Consider the following 22,595-nt stretch of genomic DNA (forward strand, 5'->3'; position numbering starts at 1 on the left):
GGGATTCGAGATGTGCGGCCGGGGGGCGCTCGGCCCCCGGCCGGTCGTGCTGGTGACCGGCGTCAGCCGGCGATGGCGGCGTTGGCCTCGGACAGGAACTTCTGGGCGCCCGCGTCCGGCGTGGTCTTGCCGAACAGGACCTCGTCGGTGTTGCGCTTGAGGATGTCCTCCATCTGGAGGGCGCCCTTCGGCGGGGCGGTGATCGGGCTCAGCTCACCCTTGATCTCGTCGATGAAGGCGAGGGTGCGCTGGTCGACCGGGGGCAGCTTGTCCTTGACGGCGGCCAGCACCTTGGAGTTGGTGGGCAGGCCGCGGTCGCTGAGCAGGATCGAGGCGGCGTCCGGGTCGTTGACCAGGAAGTCGATCAGCTTGGCGGCCTCGGCGGGGTGCTCGGACTTGGCGGAGGCGGTGTAGTACATGGCCGGCTGGAGGAACATGCCGGCGGTGGGGGCGCCCTTCTGCCTGGGCATGCGCAGCAGCTCCAGCTCCTGGCCCGACGCCTTGGACAGGGCGTTGAGCTGGTTGCTCCACCACATGCCCATCGCGCCGGCGTTGGTGGCCAGCAGCGACTGCTCGGGGCCGGCGGTCAGCAGCTCGGCGCTCTTGGCCGGCTCGGGGGCCGCCTTGGCCGCGATGAGCTGCTGGCTGATGTTCCACCACGCCTTGATCGTGTCGACCGACAGGCCGATCTTGTTGCCGTCGTAGAACTTCTCGCCGCGCTGGGCGGCGAAGATCTGCAGCCAGGCCGGGTTGGGGTTGTACTCGGCGCCCATCGCGCCGCCGCCGCCCGCGGAGATCTGCTTGGCCAGGCCGATCCACTGGTCCCAGGTCCAGGTCTTGTCGTCGGGCAGCTTCTGCTTGCTCTTCTCCAGCACGGAGGGGTTGGCCAGCATGGAGAAGGCGTTGACGCCCGTGGGGACGGCGTACTGCTTGCCCTCCACCTGGCCGCTGCTCAGCACCTGCTGGTCGAGGTCGGCGCTCGGGACCTTGCCGGCCAGGTCCGCCAGGGCGCCGCGACCGGCGTACTCGCTGAGGCCGCGGATCTCGATGCTCATGACGTCGGGGGCGTCGTTGGCCGCCACCTTGGTCGCGAGCTTCTCGTAATAGCTGTCCCAGTTGGAGAAGTCGCCCTCGACGTCGATGGCCGGGTTCTTCTCCTCGAACTTCTTCAGGGCCTGCTCGGTCAGCTTCTGCCGGGCGTCGCTGCCCCAGTAGGAGAAGACGATCTTCACCTTGTCGCCGGAGCCGCCGCCGTCGCCGCCGCTCCCGCCTCCGCAGGCACTGGCCGTCGTCATCACGGCCGCCGTCAGGAAGGCGACCGTCCACATCTTCTTACGAGAGCCGAGACTCACAGCTCTTCCTCCTTCAGGAGATTTCGGGGGGTGAATCGGCTACTTGAGGCCGGTGGTAGCCACACCGCGGATCAGGTACTTCTGACCGGCCAGGAAGAACCCGAAGATGGGCCCGAGCGAGACGATCGACATCGCGAACATCGGCCCCCACGACGACTCCCCGCTCGAGTCGAGGAACTGGCGCAGGGCGACGGCCACGGTGAGGTTGTCGCTGTTCGTCAGATACAGGTTCTGGCTGAAGAAGTCGTTCCACGTCCAGATGAAGGTGAAGATGCCGGTCGTGGCGAGGGCGGGCGTGCACAGCGGGAGGATCACCTGCAGGAAGACCCGCCAGTACCCGGCGCCGTCGATGGCGGCGGCCTCGTCGAGCTCCCGGGGAAGGGTCCGGATGAACTGCACCATCAGGAAGATGAAGAACGCGTCCGTCGCCAGGAACTTCGGCACGACCAGCGGCCAGATCGTGTTGATCCAGTCCAGGTTCGAGAACAGGATGTACTGCGGCACGACCGTGACGTGGTGCGGCAGCATGATCGAACCCAGCATGATCGCGAACCACAGCTTCTTCAGCGGGAAGTTCAGCCGGGCGAACGCGTAGGCGGCCAGCGAGCAGGCGACCAGGTTGGCCAGCACGCTCAGGCCGGTGATGACGGCGGAGTTCCACAGGTAGTACCCGAACGAGTGCTTGAGCGCGTTCCAGCCCGCGGAGTAGTTCTCCAGCGTCAGGGTGCTCGGCAGCAGGCCCGGCTCCCGGAAGATCAGCTCCTCCGGCTTGAGCGAGCTGGAGATCATCCACAGCAGCGGGTAGAGCATCAGCAGGCCGAAGCCCGCGAGCATGAGGTGCTTGAGCAGGCGCCCGCCCCGCATCGGGCGGAACAGGAACGGCACCGCGTTACTTCGTGTCGCCATAGAAGACCCAATACTTCGACGCGAGGAAGTTCACGCCGGTCAGGCCGGCGATGATCAGCAGGAGAACCCAGGCCATGGCGGCCGCGTAGCCCATCTCGTAGCTCTTGAAGCCCTTGAGGTAGAGGTAGAGCGTGTAGAAGAGCGTGGAGTCGACCGGCCCGCCGTTGCCGCCGCTCACGATGAACGACTGCGTGAACGACTGGAACGACTTGATGACCTCCAGGACGAGGTTGAAGAAGATGATCGGCGTCAGCAGCGGCAGCGTGATCGAGCGGAACTGGCGCAGCCGGCTCGCGCCGTCCACCGAGGCGGCCTCGTAGTAGCTCTGGGGGATCTGCCGCAGCCCGGCCAGGAAGATGACCATGGGCGCGCCGAACGTCCACACGTGCAGGAGGATCAGCGTGCCGAGCGCGGTGTCGGGATCGGAGACCCAGCCGGGCCCCTCGATGCCGAAGACGGCCAGCACCGCGTTGAACAGGCCGTCCACGCCGAAGAGCTTGCGCCACAGGATCGCGATGGCGACGCTGCCGCCCAGCAGGGAGGGCAGGTAGTAGATCGAGCGGTAGAACGACAGCCCGCGCAGGCCCCGGTCGAGGGCGAGGGCGAGCAGCAGCGCGAAGGCCAGCTGCAGGGGCACCGACACGACGACGTATATGGTGGTCACCTTCAGCGAGGTGAGGAACCTGTCGTCCTGCGTGAACATCTTGACGTAGTTGTCGGCGCCGACCCACGAGCCCTCCTCCAGGAGGCTGTAGTCGGTGAACGACAGGTACAGCGAGGCCAGGATGGGCCCCACCGTGATGACGAACAACCCCAGGAACCAGGGGGCGAGGAAGACATAGGCCGTCAGGGCCTCACGCTTTTTGTGAGCGTTCACAGCCGGGGGCCGGCGATGTCCCGCGGTTACGGACAGCGAGTCAGACATGGATTCATGCATCCCTCATTCCAGGGCCTCCCCGGCACGGCGGGATCGGATAGCGCCTTCCTATAGGGATGCGAAAAGTTTCGTCAACCCTTTGCAGGCGTTACATACCCGTTACCGATATATCGCCAACTCGGAAACCCCAGCTCACACGAGAGAACCTGCACAGGGAGGCCAGTTAACGTTTTGGGCTCCTGCGGTTCAGGACTACAACCGGTTGCATGTTTGCGGCGGCCGAAGGACGGTCACGGACCGTGGCCGGCGGGAGCCGTGGCCCCCGCCGGATCAGGCGCCGCCGCTCACCACTTGCCGCCCAGCTCCTTCAGCGTGAAGACCCCGCCCGCCCGGTCGTGGAGGGGCTCGGCGAGGTCCGGCTCGCCCTGCTCGGCGAGCAGAGGGGCGGCGTGGGATTCCGAGTCGTCCTCGGAGACGTACCCGATGGCGCGGGCCTCGTCGAGCGACCACCAGCGCCGGGTGTTGTCGGAGACGCCCCAGACGACGTGGAACCCCGGCGCGGTGAACGCGGCCTCCACCAGCCGGGCCAGGTCGCCGGGCGAGATCCAGGTGGCCAGGCCGCGGGTGTCGCCGGACCCCTCGTTGCAGGTGCCGAGCCGCACCACGGTCACGTTCATGCCGAACCGGTCGTGGTAGAGGCTGCCGAGCGCCTCCATGACGACCTTGCTGACGCCGTAGTAGGTGTCGGGGCGGGGGAAGGCGTAGTCGGGCAGGTCGGCGCCGCCGGCCGGGCGGGTGTGGAACCCGGCGGCGTGGTGGCTGCCCATCATCACGACGTGCCGCACGCCCTCCTCCCGGGCGGCCTCCAGCAGCACGTGCGTGCCGTCCATGTTGGCCCGCACGATGTCGGCCCACGGGTGCTCGCGGCTCTGGCCGCCGAGGTGGAGCACGGCGTCCACGCCCTTCATGGCGGCGGCCATCGCGGCGGGGTCGGCCAGGTCGGCCGGCACCTCCTCCTCGCCCGGGCCGGGCGCCGGGTCGAGCGGGCGGAGGTCGGACAGGCGGAGGACGCGGCCCTCCCGGGCCAGGCGGGGGCGGAGCAGCGTGCCGACCTTGCCGGCCGCGCCGGTCATGAGAATGCGCATGACCCTCTTGTACACAACCGTCCGTCCTCGTACACAGATCTGGCTCAAATTCACATTCTTGGATATTGACCGTGATCTGGGTCACTCGTTACCGTCTCCAGGACGAGCTTCACATGGGCGACACTCGTCCACATCTGTGAACAGGAGGCGGTCTTATGTCACGCCATCTGCTCAGGGTCGCGCTCGCGGCGACCCTGGCCGTAACGCTGACAGGCTGCGGCTCCGGGGGATCCGGCTCGGGCGACGACGCGTTGGAGATCTGGATCAGGCAGGCGCCCGATTCCGCCTCCGCCAAGACGGCCGTCAAGCTCGCCGACGCCTTCACCAAGGCCAGCGGGATCAAGACGAAGGTGGTCGCGATCTTCGACGACTTCGAGACGAAACTCCAGCAGCAGGCCGCGCAGCGCAAGCTGCCGGACATCGTCATCAACGACACCGCGCAGCTCGGCAACATGCACACCCAGGGCTGGGTGCGCGAGGTGGACAAGGCCGGGCTGGCCGGCGGCGACAAGCTGTCCGACCTCGCGTGGAAGGCCGCCCAGGGCGGCGACGGCAAGTACTACGGCGTGCCGTTCTCCGCCCAGGCGTTCGCGCTGATCATCCGCAAGGACTGGCGGGAGAAGGTCGGCCTCGACGCGCCCAAGACCTGGGAGGACCTCACCAGGCTCGCCCAGGCGTTCACCGACAAGGACCCCGACGGCGACGGCAAGAAGGACACGGCCGGCTTCGTCATCCCCGGCGGCACCAAGCGCGGCTACGCCTCCTGGTACGCCTCCTCCCTCATCTACGCCAACGGCGGCGACTTCGTGAAGGCGACCGGCCCCGGCAAGTTCACCGCCACAGTGAACGACCCGAGGACGGTCGAGGCGGTGCGGTACCTCCAGGACCAGTTCTGCAGGACCAAGACCGTCAACCCCGGCGCGGTGAGCAACGACACGACCGTCACCCATGAGGTGTTCGAGAAGGGCCAGGGCGGCATCTACCTGGTCGGCCCGTACGTGCTGGCCCGCTTCGTCAAGAACGTCGGCACCGACAAGATCGAGGTCGTCCCCGTGCCCAAGGGCCCCTCCGGCGGCCCCGGCACGCTCGGCGAGGGCGAGAACGTCTACCTCATGGCCGGCTCCGGCGACGAGGAGGGGCAGCGCAAGTTCGCCGAGTTCGCCGCTTCCGCCGACGGCCAGCGGATCGGCATGAACAAGGACGCCGACGGCGTCATCGTCCGGCTCCCGGTCAACACCCAGATCGACATGGCGGCCGAGCGGCAGGACCCGCGCTGGAAGGTCTTCCAGGAGTCCTACGCCAACGCGGTCTACGCGCCGCCGGTGCCGAACTGGGCGCCCATCCGGCAGACCTCGGCCGACGCGATCAACACGGTGTGGGCCGACTGCTCCGCCGACGTCAAGAGCGCGATGGAGGCCCTGAACACCAAGCTGAACCAGGAACTGCAGTCGCAGAAGGCCGGCTGAGCATGGGTCCGAGCGTGACGCTGACGCAGGCGCCGCCCGCCGCGGCGACCCCCCGCCGCCGCCCCAGGAGGGCGCCGCGGCGGGGGACGCTCGTCGCCTGGGCGTTCCTGGCGCCCGCCCTGCTGCTGTTCCTCTACTTCAAGTTCATCCCCATGGCCAAGGGCCTGGTGATGAGCTTCCAGGAGATCCGCTACCTCGACAGCACGTGGGTGGGGTTCGACAACTACCGGACGATCCTCACCGACGAGGCGTTCACCGCGGCCATCCGGCACAGCGTGGTGCTGGCCCTCGGCACCACGGCCGGCTCGCTCGTGCTCGGCCTGGTGCTGGCCCTGCTCATCGAGGGGCCGGCCCGCTACCTGTGGTTCGTCAGGACCGCCGCGTTCCTCCCGGTCGTGACCACGATGGCGGTCGTGGCCGAGGTGTGGCGGATCATGTACCACCCGGGCGACACCGGCATGGTCAACAGCATCCTCGGCTGGTTCGGCGGCGACCCGCAGCCGTTCCTGGCCAGCGAGCACTCCTCGCTGCTGTCGATCATGGGCATGAGCGTCTGGCGCGGCACGCCGTACGACATGATGATCTTCCTGGCGGGGCTCGTGGGCGTGGACCGCTCGCTCTACGAGGCCGCCGCCGTGGACGGCGCGACCACCTGGAAGCGGCTGCGGCACATCACGCTGCCGGCGCTGCGGCCGGTGTTCTGGATCCTGTTCACGCTGGCGGCGATCCGCGGCCTGCGGGTCTTCGTCGAGGTGTACGTCCTGACCAACGGCGGGCCGAACGGCTCCTCCGAGGTGCTCATGACGCTCGTCTACAAGCTCGGCTTCCAGAAGGGCGAGCTGGGCGTGGCGTCGGCGGGCGGCATCCTGCTGTTCCTCGCCACGCTGCTGCTCACCGTCCTGGTCCAGGTCATGCGCAGGAGGCAGGCGGCATGATGCGATTCGACAGCGCCCTCGGCCTGGAGGCGCGCCGGGGGCCGGTCGCGACCGCCGTGAAGGTGGTCGTCTACACCGGCATGGTCCTGGTCTTCACCGGCCCGCTGGTCGGCCTGCTGGTCAGCGCGTTCAGCCGGACGCTCGACCCGACCGCCTTCTCGCTGTGGCCCGACGGGTTCACCCTCGACAACTTCGTCCAGGCCGCCGACAAGAACGTCTACCACTACCTGCTCAACTCGTTCGTGGTCGTCGGCTTCGGCCTGCTGCTGCAGATGCTGGTCAGCGTGTTCGCCGCCTACTCCCTGTCGCGCAAGAAGTTCCGCGGCATGGCGGTCGTCATGCTGGTCATGCTGGCCACGATGATGCTGCCCGAGGAGATCATCGCGATCCCGCTGTCGCTGGTGCTCGCCGACCTGCCGCTCCTCCACGCCGACCTCATCGGCACGTACGCGGGGATGATCCTGCCGGTCGGCGCCTGGGGCTTCTCCATCCTCGTCATGACCGAGTTCATGAAGGAGGTGCCGGTCGAGCTGGAGGAGGCCGCGCGCATCGACGGGGCGGGCGAGCTGCGCACGTTCTTCACCATCATCCTGCCGCTGTGCCGGCCGGCCCTCGGCGTGATCGGCGTCTTCGGCTTCACCATGATCTGGGACCAGTACCTGCTGCCGTTGATCGTGGCGCCGGAACCCGGCATGTGGACGCTGCCGATCGCGCTACGCTCGCTGCGCTCCGACGAGGAGGTGGGCATCGGCGTGCTGCTGGCCGCCTCGCTGCTGGCGCTGCTGCCGTCGATCATCGCGTTCCTGGCCTTCCAGCGGCAGTTCATGCGCGGCCTGACAAGCGGCGCGGTCAAGGGTTAGGCGTTCATGTACGTGGACGGCATCCAATATTCTGGACCAGTGGAGCGTCGCCGAGATGGGATGAACATGGAGCCGCAGCTCGTCAAGTCCGCCGAACGGACCGTCCGCATCCTCGAGGCCCTGGCCGCCTCGCCGGACACCCTGACGCTGTCGGAGCTCCAGCAACGCACCGGTTTCCCGCGCAGCAGCCTGCACGCGCTCATGCGCACGCTGGTGGAGCTCAAGTGGGTCGAGTCCGACTCGGTCCGCGGCGCGTTCGGCATCGGGCCGCACGCGCTGCTGACCGGCACCGCCTACCTCGACAAGGACCCGGCGCTGCCGTTCGCGCAGCAGACCCTGGAGGACCTGCGCGCGGAGATCGGCCAGACCGCCCACTTCGCGCGCCGCGACGAGTCCCACGTGATCTACCTGGCGACCCGCGAGTCGCGCGAGGCGCACCACGTGATCCCGCGGGTGGGCCGGCGGCTGCCCGCCCACGTCACGGCGCTCGGCCAGGCGCTGCTGGCCCAGCTCACCGACGACGAGGTGGCGGCCCTGCTGCCCGCCCCGCTGACGTCGATGACCGCCCACACGATCACCGACCTGGCCAAGCTCACCGGCGAGCTCGACCAGGTCCGCACGCGGGGCTTCGCCTACGAGCGTGAGCAGGGCACGCCCGGCGTGGCCTGCGTGGCGGTGGCCGTCGACTACCGGATCCCCGCCACGGACGCGATCAGTTGCTCGATGCCGGCGGGACTGTCGCCGGCCGAGGTCTCGAAGGTCACCGAAGCGGTGATCAGACACACCCGCGCGCTCGCCGCCACCCTCCGGCGCGAGGGCATCCGCTAGAAAGGACCGTTCATGCGGCTCGATGGTGTTCTCTTCTTTCCCGTGACCCCCTTCGGGGCCGATGGGGGCGTCGCCGACGACGCCCTCGCCGGCCACGTCGCGGGCGGCGTCGCGGCCGGTGCGGGAGGAGTGTTCGCCGCCTGCGGCACGGGCGAGTTCAACGCGCTCGACCTCGCCGAGCACCGCGCGGTGGTGCGCACGGCCGTGGCCGCCACGGCCGGGCGCGTCCCCGTCTTCGCCGGCGCGGGCGGCGTGCCGGCCATGGCCAGGGCCAACGCCCGGGCCGCGGCCGACGAGGGCGCCGACGGGCTGCTGGTCATGCCGCCCTACCTCGTCGGCGGGCCGCCCGGCGGCCTGGTGCGCTACGTCCGCGAGGTGACCCGGGAGACGGGGCTTCCCGCCATCGTCTACCAGCGGGGCACGGCGCGCTTCAGCCCGGCCGCGGTGGCCGAGCTGGCGCAGCTCCCGGAGGTGATCGGGTTCAAGGACGGGCTGGGCGACTTCGACCTGCTCCAGCGCATCATCCTGACCGTGCGCCGGTCCACCGAGCGGCCGTTCACCTTCTTCAACGGCCTGCCGACGGCGGAGCTGACCGTGCCCGCCTACCGGGGGATCGGGGTGGCGCTGTACTCCAGCGCGGTGTTCGCGTTCGCGCCGGAGATCGCGCTGGCCTTCCACGACGCCGTCACGGCGGGCGACGAGGAGCGCACCCGGCGCCTGCTGACCTCCTTTTACATGCCGCTGGTGGAGCTGCGCGACCTGGTGCCCGGGTACGCGGTCTCGCTGGTCAAGGCCGGGGCGCGGCTGCGCGGGACGGACGTGGGCGGGGTTCGGGCGCCGCTGGTGGACCCGTCGCCGGAGCACGTGGCGCGGCTGGAGAAGATCCTCGCCGCCGGGCTGGAGGTGGCCGGGGCCTGACCCCACCGGCCGTACCGGCGACGAGACGGGAGCGTGAGCATGGCAGGGCGGCCCCCCGCGCCCGGGGACGGACAGCCTGGCCTCGGTGACGGACGACCGGCCCTGCGTGACGGGCGGCCGGGCCTCGGTGACGGGCGGCCGGGCCTGCGTGACGGGCGGCCGGGCCTCGGTGACGGGCGGCCGGGCCTGCGTGACGGGCGGCCGGGCCTGCGTGACCGGCGGCCGGGCCTGCACAGCCTGACCGCCGGGCGCGGGCTGCTCTTCGGGGGCGACTACAACCCCGAGCAGTGGCCCGAGCACGTCTGGGCGGAGGACGTCGAGCTGATGCGGGCCGCCGGGGTCAACCTGGTCACGGTCGGCGTCTTCAGCTGGGCGCGCGTCGAGCCCGAGCCCGGCGCGCGCGACTTCGGCTGGCTGGACCGCGTGCTCGACCTGCTCGCCGGGGCGGGCATCGCCGTGGACCTGGCCACGCCCACCGCCTCGCCGCCGCCCTGGCTCGGCCACCGCCATCCCGGGACGCTGCCGGTCGACGAGTCCGGGCACCGGCTCTGGTACGGCGCGCGCAACCAGTTCTGCCCCTCCTCCCCCGTCTACCGCGAGCGGGCCCTGGCCCTGGTCGCCGACCTCGCCGGACGCTACGCCGGGCACCCGGCGCTGGCCCTGTGGCACGTCGGCAACGAGTACGGCCAGGTCTGCCACTGCGACGTCTCGGCGGAGGCGTTCCGGGCCTGGTTGCGCGAGCGCCACGGCGACCTCGACGGCCTCAACGAGGCGTGGGGCACCACCTTCTGGAGCCAGCGCTACGGCGACTGGGCCGAGGTCATCCCGCCGCGCCGCGCGCCGTACCTCGTCAACCCCACGCAGCGGCTGGACTGGGCGCGCTTCTGCTCCGACGCCCTGCTGGAGCACTACCGCGCCGAACGCGACGTCCTGCGCGGGCACACCCCCGGCGTCCCGATCACGACGAACTTCATGGGCCTGTTCAAGCCGGTCGACTCCTGGCGGTGGGCGCCCGAGGAGGACGTCGTCTCCAACGACTGGTACCCCGACCCCGCCGACCCGCTGTTCCCGGTGCGGGCCGCGCTCACCCACGACCTGACCCGCTCCCTCGGCGGCGGCCGGCCCTGGCTGCTGCTGGAGCAGGCCGCCTCGGCGGTCAACTGGCGCCCCCACAACCTGCCCAAGCCCGCCGGGCGGCTCCGGCTGGAGTCGCTGCAGGCCGTGGCCCGCGGCGCCGACGGCTCCTGCTACTTCCAGTGGCGGGCCTCCCGCTTCGGCGCCGAGCGCTTCCACTCCGCGATGCTGCCGCACGCCGGTCCGGACACCCGGCTGCATGCCGAGGTGCGGGCGCACGGCGCCGAGCTGCGCCGGCTCGCCGAGGTGGCCGGGCAGCCGGTGCCCACCCGGGTCGCGCTCGTGCACGACTGGCCGAGCTGGTGGGCGATGGAGGAGGCCGGCCGGCCCAGCGACCGGCTCTCGGTGACCGGCCAGCTCCTCGCCTACTACCGGCCGCTGTGGGAGCGCGGGGTGGCGGTGGACCTGGTGCCGCCGTCGGGCGACCTGTCCGGGTACGCGCTGACCGTGGTGCCGAACCTGTACCTGGTGAGCGACGCGGACGCCGAGGCGCTGACCGCGTACGTGCGCGGCGGCGGCGTGCTCGTGGTCGGCCCCTTCTCCGGCGTCGCCGACCCGAACGGGCACATCCGCACCGGCCGGTTCCCGGCCCCGCTGCGCGACGTGCTCGGCGGCTCCGGCGAGGAGTGGCGGCCCGCCCCCGAGGACCGGCCGGTGCGCTGCGCCTGGGCCGACGGCACGCCGTTCGAGGCCCGGACGTGGACCGAGCTGATGCGGACGGAAGGGGCCGAGCCGGTCGCTGTCTTCACCGAGGGCGAGCTCGCCGGGTCGCCCGCGATGCTGCGCCATCGCGCCGGGGCCGGCGTCGCGTGGTACGTGGCCACCCTGCCGGACCACGACGCGCTGGCCGAGCTGACCGGGCGGGCGCTGGCCGACGCGGGGGTGTCCGGCGCGCTGCCCGGGCCGCCGCCGGCCGGCGTCGAGGCGGTGCGCCGCGGACCCGTCCTGTTCCTGCTCAACCACGGCGACCGGGAGGCCCATGTGCCTCTCGCCGAGCCGGCCGAGGACCTGCTGACGGGGGCGCGGGTCGAGGGCGGGGTGACGCTCGCCGCGCGTGCCGTCGTCGCCCTGCGCCCCTGAGACGTATCCGGATCACCTGCTGAGACGTATCCCGGATCACCTGCGTATCTTCCGCAGACGGCAGCCTTCCGAAGCCCCTCGCCTCCTAGGAGTGAATCGCCCGATGCCGACCACCCCAGCCCGCGCCTTCCCCGAGGACTTCCTGTGGGGCACGGCCACCGCCGCCTACCAGGTGGAGGGCGCCGCCGCCGAGGACGGCCGCGGACCCTCGATCTGGGACACCTTCTCCCACACCCCCGGCCGCGTCGACCACGGCGACACCGGCGACGTCGCCTGCGACCACTACCACCGGCTGGAGGAGGACCTCGGCATCCTGGCCCGGCTGGGCGTCGGCGCCTACCGGTTCTCCATCTCCTGGCCCCGGGTCCTGCCCGGCGGCGGCGACCGGCTCAACCGGCGCGGGCTCGACTTCTACTCCCGGCTCGTGGACGGGCTGCTGGAGCGCGGCGTCGCCCCGGTCGCCACCCTCTACCACTGGGACCTGCCCCAGGAGCTGGAAGACGCCGGGGGCTGGCCGCACCGCGACACGGCGCTGCGCTTCGCCGAGTACGCGCACCGGATGGGCGAGGCACTCGGCGACCGCGTCCACACCTGGATCACGCTCAACGAGCCGTGGTGCTCGGCCTACCTCGGCTACGCCTCCGGCGTGCACGCGCCCGGCCGTACCGACCCGGCCGGCGCCCTGGCCGCCGTCCACCACCTCAACCTCGGGCACGGGCTCGCCGTCCAGGCCCTGCGCGCCACCGCCGCGCCGCCGGCGCGGGTCGCCGTCACGCTCAACCTGCACCACGTACGGGGCGTCTCCGAGCGGGACGCCGAGGCGGTGCGGCGCGTCGACGCGCTGGCCAACCGGGCCTTCCTCGGGCCGATGCTCGACGGCGCCTACCCGCGCGACCTCATCGAGGCCACGGCCTCCGTCACGGACTGGGCGTTCGTCCACGACTCCGACGAGGCGACCGCGTGCCAGGCGCTGGACCTGCTGGGGGTCAACTACTACAGCCCGGTGCTGGTCCGCGCGCGGGACGGGGAGACGGCCGACGGCCCGGCCTCGCCGTGGATCGCCTGCGGGGACGTCGAGTTCGTGCGGCAGCCCGGCCCGTACACGGAGATGGGGTGGAGCATCGACGAGACGGGGCTGACCGAGCTGCTGCTGCGGCTGCACGGCGACCGCCCCTCGCTGCCGCTGATGATCACCGAGAACGGGGCGGCGTTCGCCGACGTCCTCGACGGCGACGGCCGCGTCCGCGACGAGCGGCGCGTCGACTACCTGCGCCGCCACCTGACGGCGGTCGCGGACGCGATCGACGCGGGGGCGGACGTGCGGGGGTACTTCGTGTGGTCGCTGATGGACAACTTCGAGTGGGCGCACGGGTACGCCAAGCGGTTCGGGATCGTGTACGTGGACCGGGAGACGCTGGACCGGACGTGGAAGGACAGCGCCCACTGGTACCGGGACGTGGTCGCGACGGGCACGGTGCCCGACCCGTCGTGACCCCCGCTCCTCGGCCCCCTTCGGTTCTCCGGAGAAACGATGCCCTGAGAGGCGCCGCGGCTCCACCGGTCCCGCGGCGCCTGGCGGAGTCAGGCCGAGAGGGCGCCGTCCACCCGGCGCGGGATGCCGAGCGGGTTGCCGTCCTTCAGCTCGTCGGGCAGCAGCTCCGCCGGCCAGTCCTGGTACGCGGTCGGGGCGAGCCACCGGTCGATGGCCGTCGCGCCGACCGAGGCGTGCGCCGAGACGGTGGCGGCGGGCCAGGGGCCGCCGTGGTGCATCGCCCAGCACACGGCCACGCCGGTGGGCCAGCCGTTCCAGATGAGCCGGCCGGCCTTGCGGGACAGCACCTCGGCGATCTCGCCCGCCTCACCCGGCTGGGTGGAGTGGACGGTGGCGGTCAGCGAGCCCTCCAGGCGTTCCAGCACCGGCAGCAGGTCGGCGGGGTCGCGGTAGGTGACGACGATCGAGGCGGGGCCGAAGCACTCCTCGGCGACGCGCGGCAGCCCCTCGGCGAACGACTCCAGGTCGGTGGTGAACACCTTCGGCGTCACCGCCCAGGCGCCCTCCCCCGGCTTGCCCTCGGCCAGCATGGTCAGGGCGCCGAGCCGCTCCAGGCCGCCCAGGTAGCCGTCGCGGATGCGCTCGGCCAGCATCGGGCCGCCGGTGGTGCCCTCGACGGCGGCGGCCAGGGCCTTGCGCAGCTCGTCGTCGTCCGGCACGAACATCAGGCCGGGGTTGGTGCAGAACTGTCCCACGCCCAGGGTCAGGGAGGCGGCGAAGCCGCTCGCCACCTCGGCCGCGGGCGCCGACGGCAGCACGACGACGGGGTTGACGCTGCCCAGCTCGCCGAAGAAGGGGATCGGGACCTCGCGCTCGTCGATGAGTGCCTGGATCGCCTTGCCGCCGGCGACGGAACCGGTGAACCCGGCCGCCACGACGCGGGGGTGCTGGACGAGGTCCTTGCCGGCCCGCATGCCCTGGACCAGGCCGAGCAGGTCGGGGTGCGGCAGGGCCTCGCGCACGACGGCGGCGACGCGCTCGGAGGTGCCGGGGTGGCCGGGGTGGGCCTTGACCACGACGGGGCAGCCGGCGGCCAGGGCCGAGGCGGTGTCGCCGCCGGCGACGGAGAAGGCGAAGGGGAAGTTACTGGCCGCGAACACGGCGACGACCCCGGGCAGCGGGCGCTTCACGCGGCGCACGTCGGGCCGGGGCGGGGTGGCCGTGGGGTCGGCGTGGTCGATGATCGCGTCGAGGTGGCCGCCGTCCCGGACGACCTGCGCGAAGAGCCGGAACTGGCCGGCGGTGCGGGCCACCTCGCCGCGCAGCCGTACCTCTCCGAGCGCGGTCTCCTGGTCGGCGATCCGCCACAGCTCGTCCACGTGCGCGGTCAGCGCGTCGGCGACGGCTTCCAGGGCGCGCGCCCGCTCCTGCGCGGGGGTGGCGCGCCAGGCCGTGCCCGCTGCCGCGGCGGCCGAGACGATCGTGTCGACCCCGGCGGTGTCCGTCTCCGGGATGGCGTCGCCGACGGTCTCACCGGTCCTGGGATCGTATCCGTTGATCATGGATGGGCCCTTCGCAGTCTTGACACTCTCAGAGGTCGATTCTTACAGTTGCGGCATTCGTCCACAAATCTGGCTGTAGTTCACATATATGGACGGCGGGGCTATGCGCATCAGGGATGTCCAGGTCACACCGGTCGCGTTCCGCGACCCTCCTCTCCTCAACGCCGCCGGCGTCCACGAACCGTGGGCCCTGCGGACCGTCGTCGAGGTGATCACCGACGAGGGGCTGAGCGGGCTGGGAGAGACGTACGGCGACCTCGGCCACCTGACCAAGGTCCGGGAGTGCGCCGAGGCGATCGTGGGGATGGACGTGTACGCGGCCCACGCGATGTACGCCAGGATCGCCTCCATCGTCGGGGACGTCGTCACCGACCTGCACGGGCTGACCGGGGTCGCGACCAAGGAGAAGAGCGTCGACCGGGTGTTCGCGGCGTTCGAGGTGGCCTGCCTGGACATCCAGGGCAAGGCCGCCGGGGTGCCGGTCGTGGACCTGCTCGGCGGGCGCGTGCGCGACGCCGTGCCGTACAGCGCGTACCTGTTCTACAAGTGGGCCGCCCACCCCGGCGGCCTCGTGGAGCCCGACCGCTTCGGCGAGGCGCTCGACCCCGCCGGGCTCGTCGCGCAGGCGTCGCTGCTCATCAAGGAGTACGGGTTCTCCTCCATCAAGCTCAAGGGCGGCGTCATGCCGCCCGAGGAGGAGATCGAGGCGATCAAGGCGCTGCACGCGGCGTTCCCCGGCCTGCCGCTGCGGCTCGACCCGAACACCGCCTGGACCGTGGAGACCTCCGTGCGCGTCGCCCGGGCCCTCGACGGCATGCTCCAGTACCTGGAGGACCCCGCACCGGACATCTCCGGCATGGCGGCCGTCGCCCGCGAGGTGTCGATGCCGCTGGCCACCAACATGTGCGTCGTCACCCCCGAGCACCTGCCGCCCGCCATCGCCCAGAACGCCGTCCAGGTGCTCCTCCTCGACCACCACTACTGGGGCGGGCTGGTGCGTTCCTCGCACATCGCCTCGCTCTGCGGCACGTTCGGCCTCGGACTGTCCATGCACTCCAACTCCCACCTCGGCATCAGCCTGGCCGCCATGACCCACCTGGCCGCCGCCACCCCGAACCTCACGTACGCCTGCGACACTCACACGCCCTGGCAGGACGGCCAGGACGTGGTCGCATCCGGCAGCCTGCGCTTCGTGGACGGGGCGGTGCCGGTGCCACCCGGTCCGGGCCTCGGCGTGGAACTCGACCGCGACGCGCTGGCGGTCATGCACGAGCAGTACCTGAGGTGCAGGATCACCTCACGGGACGACCAGGGGTACATGCGGCGCTTCGACCCGGAATTCAGCACGCGGCGGGCGTCATGGTGAACACCTGCGTCGAGCGTTCAGACGCATGACCACGAACACCCGCTCTCTGCCCACGCTCGCAAGGCACTCAGATCGACCACGAGCCACGTCCACCGGCAGCTACTGAAGCCCCCGTACCGACGCCTCCTGCCACCCGCGAGCACCCCCGCGGCCCCCGGCCCCCGGCCCCCGGCCCCCCACCACCGAACACCACCACGCCCGCGGACCCCCAGGAGGGCACCACCGGCCGACTCTGAAGACGCATGACCGCCCCGATGGCGGTGAACGGAACCCCATACCCTCTTCCCCACGAAAGGACGGCCGGCCTCGTGAACGTCGCCTACGTCTACCCCTGGGACGTCGTCGGCGACCCGGCGGCGCCGGAGCGGCTGGCCTCCCTCGGAGTGGAGGCCGTGGCGCTGGCCGCCAGCTACCACGCCACCCGCGCCGCCACACCGCACCACCCGGCACACCGCGTCCTCGACGTCCCGCACGCCGCCTTCTACCTGCCCGTACGGTCCTCCGCCTGGGGCCGCCTGGTGCCCAGATCGCCGTCCTGGACGACACCTGACGCGTACCTCCAGGCGAGCGAAGCCCTGCGCGCCGTCGGCCTCCAGGTGCACGCCTGGACCGTGCTCACGCACAACTCCGTCCTGGGCCGGGAGCACCCGGACGTCGTGGTGCGCAACGCCTTCCGCGACCCGTACCCGCACGCGCTCTGCCCGTCCTCCCCCGACGTCGTGGACTACTGCCGGCGCCTGGTGCGCGAGATCCTGGAGGTGGGCCGACCGGACGCGCTGATCCTGGAGTCGTGCGGCCCCATGGGGTACGGCCACCAGAGCATCCACGAGAAGACAGCCGGGGCCGACTGGACGGGGGTGGACGGCGACCTGCTGTCGCTCTGCTTCTGCACGGCATGTGCCCCGCGCTATCCGGCGGGCACCAGGGAGAGAGTCAGAGCAGCGATCGACGACACCCCCGCCAACGCAGCCCCGCCGAGGCCAATGACCCCCGAAGCAACACAGGACAGAGCCCCCACCCCGGAAGCGACGCAGGACAGAGCCCCCACCCCCGAAGCGACGAAGGACAGAGCCCCCACCCCCGAAGCAACACAGGACAGGTCGTCCACCTCGAAAGTGGCACAGGACAGACCACCGGCCTCCGGACCAGCACCTGCCGGGCCACCCGCACCCGGAACAGCACACGACGCCCCATTCGGCTCCGTGGAGGAAGCCTTGGGCCCGCTGGCGGCCGACGTACGCGCGCAACGCGTCAGCCTGTCGACCTCGCTCCGCCAGACCCTCATCTCGACAGCCCGCGAGGCCGCACCTGACGTGCCGATCACCATCCACGCCAACCCGGACCCGTGGGCCACCGGCGCCTTCGCCGCCCTCCCCAACGGCGAACCGGAGGCTGACGTGCTGGTGGCCAACTGCTGGGGCGACCCCGCCACGGACACGACCCGCCTGACGAAGCTCCTGGAACTGTGCCGCCCGGGTCAGCGCGTCGGAGCCTACGTCCTCGGCCTGCCTCCCCGCCCGGCAGACCCGGAAGCCCAGGCGGAGCTCCTGAGGGCCTACGCCGAAGCGGGCGCCTCGGAGTTCCACCTGTACCACGCAGGACTGGCATCCCCGCGCCGCCTGTCGGCCATGAAACAGGCCCTGCGCCTGATCAACTGACCCCGACCACGCGACAAGCCCCCACCCGACCAACTCACCCCGACCACATGACACGCCTTCACCTGACCAACTCCGCCCCGCCACGCAGCGCACCCTTCACCTGACCAATTCGGCCCGACCACGCGACAAGCCTCCACCCGACCAACTCCGCCCCGCCATGCAGCGCGCCCTTCACCTGACCAACTGACCCCGACCACATGACACGCCTTCACCCGACCAACTCCGCCCCGCCACGCAGCGCGCCCTTCACCTGACCAACTGACCCCGACCACATGACACGCCTTCACCTGACCAATTCCGCCCGACCACCCGACAAGCCTCCACCCGACCAACTCCGCCTGGCCACGCAGCGCACCCCTCCACCCGACCGACACCCCAGTTGATCTGGTCAGCGACCGGCGCCGCGCACGAGGCCGCTTGGCAGCGGGACGCGGTCAGTCCTGGCCGCGCCGCGCACTCTCACGCGATAAACCCGGTGACGTCGCCGATCGTCCCCGGGATACTGGTCGCCCATGAATGAGGTCCAACTGGTCGTCGCCCACTCCGAGCGCGCAACTCTGCGCGTCGGCGACGTGTTCCTGAAGGTGGACGCCGATCAGGCGCGTATCGACGCCGAGGTCGAGGCGATGGCCCTGGCGCCGGTGCCGACCCCGAAGGTCCTGTGGCACAAGCCGCCGGTGCTCGCGATCGCCGCAGTCCCGGGGACGGCGCTCGGCCGCCTCGGCGAGCCGTCGCCCGCCTCCCCGGCGGCGTGGGCCGCTGCGGGCGCCGCCATCCGCAGGTTGCACGAAGCGCCGTTGCCGCCCAAGCCCGGCCGGGCCGGCCGAGACCTCGACGAGTTGGCGGCGGACCTCGATGGCGAGTGCGAGTGGCTCATGACGAACGGCGTCCTGCCCGCGGACCTGGTCACCCGCAACCGCCAGGTCGCCGAGGCCGCGCTCCGGCCGTGGACTCCAGCCTTCACCCACGGCGACCTGCAGATCACTCACGTGTTCACCGACGACGACAGGGTCACGGGCATCATCGACTGGTCCGAGGCGGGCCAAGGTGACGGCCTGTTCGACCTCGCCACCTTGACGCTCGGACACGAGGAACACTTGGGCGACGTCGTCGCCGGCTATGGCACCGACGTCGACCTCGACGTGATCCGTGCGTGGTGGTCGTTGCGCAGCCTGCTGGGAGTGCGCTGGCTGATCGAGCACGGTTTCGACCCGTTCGCACCGGGCTGTGAGGTCGACGTGCTGAAATCCCGGCTGTGATGCTGCGCGGGGCTTGACGGCCAAAAGGAGTCCAACCGACATCACCGCTTGACCCGCATACCCCAAACACCCAGCACCACATCACCGCCTGACCCGCACACCCCAAACACCCAGCACCACATCACCATCAGACCCGCACACCCCAAACACCCAGCACCACATCACCATCAGACCCCCACACCCCAAACACCCAGCACCACATCACCATCAGACCCCCACACCCCCACACCCCCACACCCCAACACCCCAACACCCCAACACCCAGCAGCACATCGGCGTTTGACCTCTGCGGTCCAGACACCCGGCGGTACATCAGCGCGGATACCGCGCTTCGCCGGGTTACGTCCATCACGATGTATGGGACCCCTGACCAAAGACAGACGCACGCCCGAAGTGACGCCCACACCCCTAACCGGTCACCGCACCGGCTCCACCAGCCCGCTCTCGTAGGCCGCGATGACCAGCTGAGCACGGTCCCGGGCCTCCAGTTTGGCCAGGAGGCGAGTGATGTGGGTCTTGACCGTCGCCAACGTCACGTGCAGGTGTCCGGCGATCTCCGTGTTCGAGAGCCCTCGGGCGATGAGCACGAGAACATCGCGTTCCCGCTCGGTCAGCCCGTCCAATCCCTTCGGCCGCACCGAGACCGGCGTACGGCTGAACTCCTCGATCAGCCGACGCGTCACAGACGGAGCGAGCAGCGCCTCACCACCGGCCACCACCCGAATGGCCGTCACCAGGTCAGCAGGCGGCGTGTCCTTCAACAGGAACCCGCTCGCCCCGGCCCGAAGCGCGTCGTACACATACGCGTCGAGATCGAACATCGTCACGATCAAGATGCGGGAGGCGTCACCGATGCGCCTGGTGGCCTCGATGCCGTCCATCTCCGGCATGCGGACATCCATCAGCACCACGTCGGGGCGTTGCTCCAGGGTGACGGCCACCGCTTCGGCCCCGGTGGCGGCTTCGCCGACAACGGTCAGGTCCGGCTCCGAATCGACCAGCACCTTGAAACTTCCCCTGAGCAGCGCCTGGTCGTCGGCCACGACCACCCGGATCATGAAGCACTCCCGTAGGGCAAGGTCGCCAGCACGCGAAACCCTCCGCCGGGGATCGTCCCGGCTTCGAAGGCTCCACCGAACATCGCCACGCGCTCCCTCATCCCGATCAGCCCATGACCGGCCCCTTCCACCGCCGGCTCGCCGCCGGCCAGCCCCGACCCGCCATGCCTGCTTCCTGTGGGCGCATCACGGCTTCCCATGGACACACCACGATTTCCTGTAGCCAGACCACGGCCCGCCGCCCGGTCATTCGTCACCTCGATCCGCACCTCACTGGAGCCGGCCACCACGGACACCCTGCAGCGAGTCGGCGCCGCGTGCTTGGCGACGTTGGTGAGCGCCTCCTGGACGATCCGATACGCCGACAACTCCACACCTTCGGGCAGGCGCCTCTCCCCCGAGGCCCCTCCCGGGCGCCCGCTCCCCTCCCGCTCCTCAGCTACGAGGTCCTCGGCGCCCGACTCTCCCATGGACGCTGCGGCCCCGTCTCGCGGCACGGGATGCCTACCGCCAGACCCCACAGGCCCTCCGTCACCAACCGGACCCCGGTCCCGAGGTCCCACGCCTCTCCCTGAAGAAACCCGGCTTCCCGCTTCCGGCCCCACAAGTCTGCCGCCAAGAGCCGGACTTCCGCCTCCTGCCTCAACAGGCCCCGCGCCAGATGAACCCCCGCCGCCCGCTCCCACGAGCCCTTCGCCGGAAACCGGAATTCGGCCCTCAGCTCCCACAGACCTCACGCCAGAGACCGAACGTCCACCTTCAGGTCCCACAGAACTCCTGTCAGGAACCGGACCGCCGCCCTCGGCACCCACAGAACTCCTGTCAGGGGCGGAACTCCCCGCTCCCGACCTCAAAGGCCCTCCCTCAGGAACCGGACCCCCACCCTTGGCCCCCACAAGCCTGCCGCCAGGAACGGGAGTTCCTCCGCGCAGTCCGATAGACCCTCCATCAGAGAGGTGACTCCCTCCCATGGCCGCACTCCCAACCCCCGACGGCGGCTTCACTCCCCCAGACGCGGCATCGCCTTCCACCCCCACGGAGGTGAACCGCAGGTCCAACTCGACCTCCACCCCGGCGAGCCGAGCACGTTCGGCCAGCTCACGAATCCCGTTGAGCCTGGGAAGGGGCCCTCGATCCGGGTCGTCCTTGGAGCGGAGGACGCCGAGCAGATGGCGCATCTCGACCAGTGCGCCGCGGCTGACCGTCTCGATCACCTTCAAGGCGTCGTGCGCCTCTTCCGGCTTGCTGCGCACGACATGGTTGGCCACGCCCGCCTTCACCGCGATCAGCCCCACGCTGTGCGTGACCACGTCGTGCAGCTCGCGCGCGATGCGCAGTCGTTCCTCCGTCACCTTCTGTTCGGCAAGGCGCTCGGCGTCGCGCGCCGCGTACGTTCTGCGTTCGCGTACGGCACGCCCGACCGTCCAGGAGCCTCCCAGAGCGGCGATGCCGAGCAGCGGCACGTCGAGATGCGCGAACCAGGAGGGGGCGCCCGGTTGTGGGGATCCGCCCATCGCGACGAGCCCCACAAGCGTGATCAAGGTCAGCACGGCGATCGCCATGGTGGGCGCCAGAGCACCTCGATCGTCGGTGAGCGCCACGATGTACAACGCGTAAGCGGGCGCGACGTACGCGATGCTCACGACTCCCAGCACCACGGCGGCCACGGACACCGTCAGCACCAGGCAGAAGACCGGCACGGGCCACACGCGCCGCAGGGCCAGCGGCAGCCCGAGACCGAGACAGACGGCGAGCCGGGCCCACGGCACATCGAAGGTCGGCGTGGGCGCCATCAGGAAGACGAACGAGAAGCACAGCCCGGCCACCAGGTCGAGCATGACCAACTGGCCCCGGCTGAGGCGCCTGGCGAAGAGGGGGTTCGGCTCGTGCACGCGTAGACGGTAGCCAACATGCCCGCCTCCGCACGTCAACCCAGGGTCTGACATCAAGGTTCGGACCGTGGTCCGATGTGCCGCCGACCCGCCGTACCCCATCCTCGACGACGTGATCCGACTCCACCACCTCACCAAGCGCTACGGCGACACGCTCGCCGTCGACGACCTGTCCTTCACCGTCGAGCCCGGCCACGTGACCGGCTTCCTCGGGCCCAACGGAGCCGGGAAGTCGACGACGATGCGGCTGATCCTCGGCCTCGACACTCCCACCTCCGGCGAGGCCCTGGTCAACGGCCGGCCCTACACGACCTTGCGCAGGCCGATGGCGCAGGTGGGCGCGTTGCTCGACGCCGGTGCGGTGCACGGCGGCCGTACCGCCTACCACCATCTGCTCTGCCTGGCCCGCACCAACGACATCGGGGAGCGGCGTGTGGCCGAGGTTCTCGACCTGGTCGGCCTGACCGGCGTGGCGCGAAGACGCGTGGGCGGGTTCTCCCTCGGCATGAGACAGCGGCTCGGGATCGCGGCGGCGCTCCTGGGCGACCCGCGCGTGCTCATGTTCGACGAGCCGGTCAACGGCCTCGATCCCGACGGCGTGCGCTGGATCCGCGACCTCATGCGCTCACTGGCCGCCGAGGGCCGCACCGTCCTGCTGTCCAGCCATCTCATGAGCGAGATGGCCCTGACGGCTGACCGCATCGTCATCATGGGCCGCGGCAAGCTGATCGCCGAGGCCACGATCCAGGAGCTCACCACCCGCTATCCCACCCTCGAGGACGCCTATCTCGCGCTCACGGCCGGCAG

Annotated in this window: 17 protein-coding genes and 1 pseudogene; 11 read left to right on the top strand and 7 right to left on the bottom strand. The window is 70.8% G+C overall.

From position 1 onward, the window contains the following. Positions 1-62: 62 nt before the first annotated feature. From HD595_RS05190 to HD595_RS05205, 4 genes are all read right to left on the bottom strand, one after another. Positions 63-1,352, bottom strand: a complete 1,290-nt coding sequence (locus HD595_RS05190) for an ABC transporter substrate-binding protein (protein WP_253766104.1) — start codon at positions 1,350-1,352, stop codon at positions 63-65. A gap of 39 nt (positions 1,353-1,391) precedes the next feature. Continuing rightward, the gene (locus HD595_RS05195; protein ID WP_253766106.1) at positions 1,392-2,258 is read right to left on the bottom strand and encodes a carbohydrate ABC transporter permease; all 867 of its coding nucleotides are present in this window, start codon (positions 2,256-2,258) and stop codon (positions 1,392-1,394) included. After that, positions 2,242-3,183 (bottom strand): carbohydrate ABC transporter permease, encoded by a 942-nt coding sequence (locus tag HD595_RS05200; protein ID WP_175599839.1) that lies wholly within the window; start codon positions 3,181-3,183, stop codon positions 2,242-2,244. Before HD595_RS05200 ends, HD595_RS05195 begins: the two co-directional genes overlap by 17 nt. 296 nt (positions 3,184-3,479) lie before the next feature. Next, a complete protein-coding gene (locus HD595_RS05205) occupies positions 3,480-4,280 on the bottom strand; it encodes an NAD-dependent epimerase/dehydratase family protein (RefSeq protein ID WP_253766108.1) in 801 nt (266 codons plus the stop codon). Positions 4,281-4,435: 155 nt separating this feature from the next. On the opposite strand from HD595_RS05205, the gene HD595_RS05210 reads away from it, so the two are divergent. From HD595_RS05210 to HD595_RS05240, 7 genes are all read left to right on the top strand, one after another. Next, positions 4,436-5,746, top strand: a complete 1,311-nt coding sequence (locus HD595_RS05210; RefSeq protein WP_253766110.1) for a sugar ABC transporter substrate-binding protein — start codon at positions 4,436-4,438, stop codon at positions 5,744-5,746. A gap of 14 nt (positions 5,747-5,760) precedes the next feature. Further along, entirely contained in the window at positions 5,761-6,681 is a 921-nt protein-coding gene (locus tag HD595_RS05215; protein ID WP_253766112.1) for a carbohydrate ABC transporter permease, read from the top strand. Then, positions 6,678-7,541, top strand: a complete 864-nt coding sequence (locus HD595_RS05220; protein WP_253766114.1) for a carbohydrate ABC transporter permease — start codon at positions 6,678-6,680, stop codon at positions 7,539-7,541. The genes HD595_RS05215 and HD595_RS05220 overlap by 4 nt, the downstream gene beginning before the upstream one ends. Before the next feature lie 39 nt (positions 7,542-7,580). Then, the gene (locus HD595_RS05225) at positions 7,581-8,369 is read left to right on the top strand and encodes an IclR family transcriptional regulator (protein WP_253766116.1); all 789 of its coding nucleotides are present in this window, start codon (positions 7,581-7,583) and stop codon (positions 8,367-8,369) included. 12 nt (positions 8,370-8,381) lie between these two features. Beyond that, entirely contained in the window at positions 8,382-9,287 is a 906-nt protein-coding gene (locus HD595_RS05230) for a 5-dehydro-4-deoxyglucarate dehydratase (RefSeq protein ID WP_253766118.1), read from the top strand. Between the two features lie 39 nt (positions 9,288-9,326). After that, the gene (locus tag HD595_RS05235; RefSeq protein WP_253766120.1) at positions 9,327-11,501 is read left to right on the top strand and encodes a beta-galactosidase; all 2,175 of its coding nucleotides are present in this window, start codon (positions 9,327-9,329) and stop codon (positions 11,499-11,501) included. 103 nt (positions 11,502-11,604) lie between these two features. Next, entirely contained in the window at positions 11,605-12,993 is a 1,389-nt protein-coding gene (locus tag HD595_RS05240) for a GH1 family beta-glucosidase (RefSeq protein WP_253766122.1), read from the top strand. An 89-nt stretch (positions 12,994-13,082) separates the two neighbouring features. Here HD595_RS05240 and HD595_RS05245 read toward each other — a convergent pair whose 3' ends face one another. Then, positions 13,083-14,555: an aldehyde dehydrogenase (NADP(+)) gene (locus HD595_RS05245; RefSeq protein ID WP_253766124.1), complete on the bottom strand. Its 1,473-nt coding sequence runs from the start codon at positions 14,553-14,555 to the stop codon at positions 13,083-13,085. A gap of 103 nt (positions 14,556-14,658) precedes the next feature. On the opposite strand from HD595_RS05245, the gene HD595_RS05250 reads away from it, so the two are divergent. The 3 genes from HD595_RS05250 to HD595_RS05260 all read left to right on the top strand — a co-directional run bounded on the left by HD595_RS05250 (position 14,659) and on the right by HD595_RS05260 (position 18,838). Further along, positions 14,659-15,921: a glucarate dehydratase family protein gene (locus HD595_RS05250; RefSeq protein WP_253766125.1), complete on the top strand. Its 1,263-nt coding sequence runs from the start codon at positions 14,659-14,661 to the stop codon at positions 15,919-15,921. Positions 15,922-16,229: 308 nt separating this feature from the next. After that, positions 16,230-17,579, top strand: a complete 1,350-nt coding sequence (locus HD595_RS05255; protein ID WP_253766127.1) for a hypothetical protein — start codon at positions 16,230-16,232, stop codon at positions 17,577-17,579. Positions 17,580-18,091: 512 nt separating this feature from the next. Then, on the top strand, positions 18,092-18,838 hold the full coding sequence (locus tag HD595_RS05260; RefSeq protein WP_253766129.1) for a phosphotransferase family protein: 747 nt from the start codon (positions 18,092-18,094) through the stop codon (positions 18,836-18,838). Between the two features lie 416 nt (positions 18,839-19,254). On the opposite strand, the gene HD595_RS05265 is transcribed toward HD595_RS05260, so the two are convergent. After that, positions 19,255-19,896, bottom strand: coding sequence for a response regulator (locus tag HD595_RS05265; RefSeq protein WP_253766131.1), 642 nt, complete (start codon positions 19,894-19,896; stop codon positions 19,255-19,257). Then, on the bottom strand, positions 19,893-21,788 hold the full coding sequence (locus HD595_RS05270) for a sensor histidine kinase (protein WP_253766133.1): 1,896 nt from the start codon (positions 21,786-21,788) through the stop codon (positions 19,893-19,895). Before HD595_RS05270 ends, HD595_RS05265 begins: the two co-directional genes overlap by 4 nt. 112 nt (positions 21,789-21,900) lie before the next feature. Between HD595_RS05270 and HD595_RS05275 the strand changes: the two are divergent. Further along, a pseudogene (locus HD595_RS05275) lies at positions 21,901-22,590 on the top strand (ABC transporter ATP-binding protein); the annotation flags it as partial. Positions 22,591-22,595: the final 5 nt, after the last annotated feature.

The organism is Nonomuraea roseoviolacea subsp. carminata, from assembly GCF_024172185.1.
GTDB lineage: Bacteria > Actinomycetota > Actinomycetes > Streptosporangiales > Streptosporangiaceae > Nonomuraea > Nonomuraea roseoviolacea.